The sequence below is a fragment of the Arthrobacter sp. 10L424 genome (assembly GCF_056395325.1).
This window is the reverse complement of sequence record NZ_JBFTJH010000019.1, coordinates 1-5,930: the sequence shown is the minus strand read 5'-3', so window position 1 is coordinate 5,930 and position 5,930 is coordinate 1. Positions and strand designations below refer to the sequence as shown.

General features: G+C 68.7%; 2 protein-coding genes. Both read right to left on the bottom strand.

All coding sequences use genetic code 11. The annotated features are described in order from the left end of the window. Positions 1–389, bottom strand: a 389-nt coding sequence (locus tag AC1DC5_RS18935; protein WP_476866186.1) for a hypothetical protein, incomplete at its 3' end; no start/stop codon positions are given. 240 nt (positions 390–629) lie between these two features. Beyond that, the coding region (locus AC1DC5_RS18930; protein ID WP_476866185.1) for an Ig-like domain-containing protein at positions 630–5,930 on the bottom strand (5,301 nt) is incomplete at its 5' end.

Genomic DNA, 5,930 nt, shown 5'->3' with positions numbered 1-5,930 from the left:
GACGGCGACAACGCCCACACCGAGCCCTTCGCCGCATCCGTCACCGAAATGACCTTCGACCCGAAACTCACCTCAGCCGACCCCGGCAACTTCTTATCCCCGCCCAACCGCATCTGCGCCGCCGACACCTGATTCAACGTCGACCCCGCGGCATCATCGACCAACACCGTCCCGGCATCCTGCAACACATCAAACGTCGTCGACGCCGGCGTCACCGCACCATCCAAAACACGCGACGGATAATTCAACCGGCCCACGGCGTTCTTCGACTTCGAGACCACCCACACCCCGCCGTCATTCAACTCCACCTCAGTGGTCTTAAACCCCGGATAGATGATGGCAGCGGTCACCAGCACCGCGGCCGCGGAGGCGACGGCGGTACCGGCAATGAGCTTGTTGCGCCGTTTGGTGGAGCCGGGGCTCGGTGGGCGCTTCTGTGGACCTGGCTTCTTGAACCCCAGCGCGGCAGGCAGACGTGTCACAGCTTCAGATGTCCTTCAGGATGGCGTCGTGATTCTCGTGGCGGACCCGAGACAGGGCCCTCAGTTCCCGCGACAGCCTACCGAACTGTCCGGAAGGGCGCGATGGGCAGGACTGCCCACCGGCCGGCGCCCCGGCGGCCGGGGCGGCTATGGTGTCGCTCCTACCGGGAAGGTGCACAACGGGACGCCGCTCTGCCCGGGCGCGCCAATCGACGTGTGGGTGGAATTGATCCAGCGCGTCTGGTTCGGCGAACCGCGCATGATGTAGTACCACTGGCCGTCGCCGCTGTAGTACGTACCGTGCGGCTTCCAGCACATGACGTCGAAGACGTCCGACGGGCCCATCCATGGCCGGTCGGTGCCGCCCTTGCCGTCGCAGGTGAAGTTACCCGGCTGGCTGTTGTCGTAGGACGTCGCACCGGGCAGGTCGGTGCAGCTGCGGCCCATCCCGCTGTTGAGCCGGGTGGTCCACCGGGTCTTCTCGGTCCCGGACCGGGCGGAGGCCGAGGCGATCGGCCCGCCGGTGCCAAGGGAGTTGACGGTCTGGACCCGGATCTGGTGCGGTTCGCTGAAGCCGCCGGTGTTGACGGTCCGGCTTCCCGACGCCGGGACGCGCTCCCAGCCGCCGTTGTCGATGCTGATCTGGGTGTAGGCGACGTCGTTGTTCGACGTCGACGGCGAGCTCCAGCTGAAGCTGAGATTCCGCTGGTTTTCGGCGCCGTCCTGGCCCGACGCCGCGGGCGTTCCGGGCGAGCCGTAGGGCGTGGCCGTGGCACCGGTGCTGGCGTCGGAGCTCGGTGCGACGCTCGAGTTGGCCGTCACGGTAATCGTGGCGGCCTGGCCGTTGGTGAATCCGCCCACCTTCTGGCCGGGGCTGATAGCGCCGGTCTTGCCGCTGGGGCTCGCGTAGTAGGTGTAGCTGACCTCCCCGGGCTGGGAGCCGTTCCGCCCGGCTGCGTCCAGTTCCCGGAAGTTGATGACCACGGCCCTGCCGGCCCCGCCGGTATCGGCCGGCGTGGCGCTGACGCCGGAGACCTGGCCGAGCTTGCCGGTGGCGCGGCGGGGAGCCGAGGCCGCGCTGACCGCGCCCTTGCCCGCCTTGTTCTCGGCCTGGACCGTGAAGCTGTAGCCAGTTTCGGAGTTGTTCGCGGTGAAGTTGGCGGTCCGCACCGTCCCGGCGATCATCTGGGTCTGGGTGGTGCCGCCGCCGCCGCTCATGGTGACGTAGTAATTCTTGATGGCGTCGCCGTTGGTGTTCGGCTCGCTCCAGTTCACCTTCAGCTGGTTGGAGCTTCCCACGGCGGACGCCACCGACGTCGTCGGCGCTGCCGGGGCGGCCGGGACGCCGGCCGGGTTGTCCTCGGCCGAGTAGAGGCCCCACTCGGACGGGCCGAGCTCGTTGACAGCCTGGGCTCGGACCTTGTAGCGCACGCCGTTGGTCAGTCCGGGCCAGGTGTAGCTCAGGCCAACCACACCGTTTTTCACCGCGATGCCGGTCGCCGGCGGCGGGGAGATCTCCAGGTTATAGTTCTTCACCGCCGAGCCCTCGGTCTTGGCCGCGGGCCACGTGATCACCATGTTCTTGTCCCCGGCCTTGACCGTGGGAGACTCCGGCGGCGAGGGCTTCTCATCCGGCCGGATTTCGTTGGAGGCCGGAGACGGCACGGACTCCCCCACCTCATTGGTGGCGGTGACGGTGAACACGTACTTGACGTCGTTGGTCAGTCCACTGAGTGTGCACGTGGTGGTGGCGCAGTCCTGGCTGAAGCCGCTGGAGCGCACCGTGTATTTGCTGATGGTGGCGCCGTTGTCCGAGGGCGGAGTCCACTTGAGCACCGCGGTCCGGCTGCGCACGTCCGTGGCGGACGGCGCGGAGGGGGCGTCCGGCTTGTCCCGGACCGTGATCCTGACACGGCCGTCGGTCTGCCGGGAGATGTCGTCGGTCTTGTCCATCACGGTGTAGCGCAGCACCATCACGCCCTTGAAGCCGGCGGCCGGGGTGACGGTGATCGAGTCGCCGGCGACGGCGGGCTGTCCGGCGGCGGAGCCGGTTTCCACCGTGGCGGTGACAATCCTCAGCGGGGTGTCGCTGAAGGGGTTGAAGTCGTTGGCGAGCACGTTGATGGTCTCGGTCTTGCCGGCGTTGGCCTTCTCGATCACGTCCTCGTTCGCGACCGGAAGCGGGCGGTTGGAGGCCACGACCGTGGCGGTGACGCTGGCCTTGACCGGCTCGGAACGGCCGTCGGAGACTTTCAGCGGGATGCTGCCCTTCCAGCCGGCGGCCTTGGCGGAGTCCGCGGTGACCTTCAGGGTCGCGCCGTCCAGGGCTGCCTTGAAACCCTCGGGCAGGGTGCCGTCGAGTTCGAATTTCAGCTTCTCCTGGTCGCCGGAGTCCACGTCCTTGGCCAGGTTGCCGAGGTCCAGGCTGGCGGACTCGGCCTTGGGCACCTCAAGCGTGGCTCCGCTGAAGCTCGGCGGGTGGTTGGCGTTCGGATCGGGAATGACCTTGGTGATGATGCTGAGGGTGGATTTGAGGCCCTGCGGATCGTCGGGGCCGGTGCCGTCGGTCACTTCGAAGGTCACGGAGCCGGGGCCCACGTAGTCCTGCAGCGCGGCGTAGCGCAGGGCGCTGCCGTTTCCGGCGACGACGTTCTGCGGGTCGGCGCCCTGCACGCGGACGCTGTCCACCTGGGTGATCCGCGGGGTACGCCCCTCCCTGACCCGGACGTATTCGTTCAGGTCAAGGTTGAGCTGCTTGCCGGCCATCACTTCGGCGACGTCGGTCCTGGCCAGGGTGGGGTGCTGCTCGCCCTGGCCGGGGACCCAGATGACCGCCGTCGCGCTCTGGCCGTCGACGTCGGTCACGGTGTACGGGACCAGCTGGTCCTTGGGGGCGAGGGCCACCCGGACACTGCCGTCGCCCGCCCGGGCGTTCGGGTTGCCGTCGGGCAGGCTGATCTTGAGGTCGGCGGCGACGCCGTCCGGGTCGGAGTCGTTCTTCAGGACCGGAACGTCGACGGCGGACTTGCCCAGCGTCTCGGCGGGGGTGACCACGTCGTCCTTGGCGACCGGGAGCTTGAGCGCGGCGTCCGGGCTGATCCGGACGCGGATCACGGCGCTGCCCTGGGCCTTTTTGTCGTCCTGGATCTTGTAGCTAACGCTCTCGTTGCCGGCGGTCGCGGGGGCGGTGAGGAGCACCTTGCCGCCGTCGGCCGCTTCGACCCTGAGCTCGGGGCGGGCCTCGAAGCCGTTGCCGACCAGGCTGATGGGGTCGCCGTCCGGGTCCGAGTCGTTCGAAAGGGCCTCGACGGCGATCTTGCGGCCGGGCCGGACGTCCACCGCGTCGTCGATGGCGATGGGTTTCTGGTTGTTGGCTTCCTGCGGGGCGATGCCGACGATCACGGTGCCGGTGTTTTCGGCGCCGATCCGGTCGCGGACGCGGTAGCTGAAGGTGTCAGTTCCGGCGCCGTTGCCGGCGGCGGTGAATTCGAGGTAGCCGTCCTTGACCACCGCCGTGCCCATGGCGGGGGCCTTGTCCACGCCGGTCAGCTGCACGGAGTCGCCGTCGGCGTCCACGCCGTCGAGCGGCACGGGAATGCGCACTGTCATGCCGGCCACCACACGGGCGGTGAGGTTCTTGGGTTCGGGGCGGGTGTTGCGTTCGTCGTCGCGTGCCCGGATGCGGATGGTGACCTGCTGGGAATCCGATTGCCCCGAGGCGTTCGTGACCTTGTAGATCGCGTAGACGGTCTTCGGCACCTCGCCGGCGATGAAGCGCAGCGCCCCGCCGGAGGTGAAGATCCGGCCGTCGGCGGCGTCCGGCTGCTGGGCGAGCACCGGTTCCAGGGTGAGCTTGCCGCCGTTGGGGTCGGTGTCGTTGTCGAGCACCGGGATGGTGACGACGTCCCCGGCGCGCACTGTTGCTTCGTCCGGTTTTGCCTGTGGCGCCTGCAGTTTGGAGGGTGCGGGGACCACCAGGACGGCGATCTCCCCGCTCGCGGAGGATTTGCCGTTGGAGATGGTGTATTTGACGCTGAGCTGGCCCTGCGCCCGGATGTCGGTGATCCGGACGACGGAGTGGTCCAGCACGGCCGCGCTGACCGGCAGTCCGTCCGCCGCGGTCACGGACTGCACCACCAGCACTCCGCCGGAGGGATCGGAGTCGTTCCCCAGGACGTCCACCAGGACGCTGCCGCCGCTGGGCAGCAGGGCGGTGTCGCGGACCGCCACCGGGGCGCCGTCGCCGTCGCCCGGGACGACGTCGACGCGCACCAGCTGCTGGGCGCTGGCCGGCCCGTTGGTGACGAGGTAGGACACGTAGTGGGCGCCCTGGGCGGTGGAGTTGAACGTGAAGGTCTGCTGGTCCGCGCCCATCGTGGCGGTGGAGTTGCCGTCCGGCGTGACCTGGGCGAGGCGGAGGGCGCCGCCCTGGGGGTCGGAATCGTTCTTGAGGGGCGCGATCACCGTGTCCACCCCGGCGACTGCGACGAGGTGGTCCGCGTTGGCGATCGGGGGCAGGGCGTCGGGGGCGCGGACGTCAACAGCGACTTTGCCTTCGGTGGTGGAGCGGCCGTCCGAGACCGTGACGGTGACGGTCTTGCGGCCCGGTTCCGAGCCTGCGTCCTGGAAACTGAGCAGGCCGTCGGGCCGGACTTTGACCTGGTCGCGGGGGTCGCTGCCGGCGGCGCCGACGACGAACAGGTCATCGCCGTCGGGGTCGATCCAGTCGGTGAGGATGTTCTGGCTGACGATCTTGCCGGACTGGACCACGAGGGTGGTGTTGCGGTTGGGCTTCTGCCGCGGGGCCGCGTTCTCCCCCGGCGGGACGATGTTGAGGGTGACGTCGGCGCTGGCGGAGAGTCCGCGGCCGTCGTCAGCCGTGTATTTGAACGTTTCCGAGCCGGTCTTGTCGGCGCCGACGCTGACTTGGAAGCCGGTGGCGCCGTAGATCGACGCGAGGAGCCCTGAGGTGAGCGGGTCCGGGCTGCGGACGGTGAGGATGTCGCCGTCGGGATCGGTGTCGTTGTCCAGCACGGGCAGGATGGTGGTCTTGCCGGCGCGCACGCCGAAGGTGTCGGGTTTGGCGGCGGGCGGGCTGTTGGGTTTGGTGCGGTCCGGGAGCACGGTCTGCTGGACTTCGTCGGCGGAGTCCTTGTCCGCGTCGTCGGAGGTCTGCTGCGGCGGGATGACGTCGTCCCAGTTGTTGACCAGCTGCATGTTCTGGTTCACCAACCACACGTTCCCGGAATTCACATCATTCAGGACCACCAGGTCCCGGTTCACCCGGAACACGTAACTTGGCGACGCGCTGGCCTTCGGCACATCCACGGTCTTGTCATTGGCATCATCCGCGCAGTCCCGGACATACTTGTTCGCCCCCGACCACGCAGCATGCACACACCCGCCCAGCTGCACCGGAGCCGCCGGCACCCCCTGCCCGCCAAACGT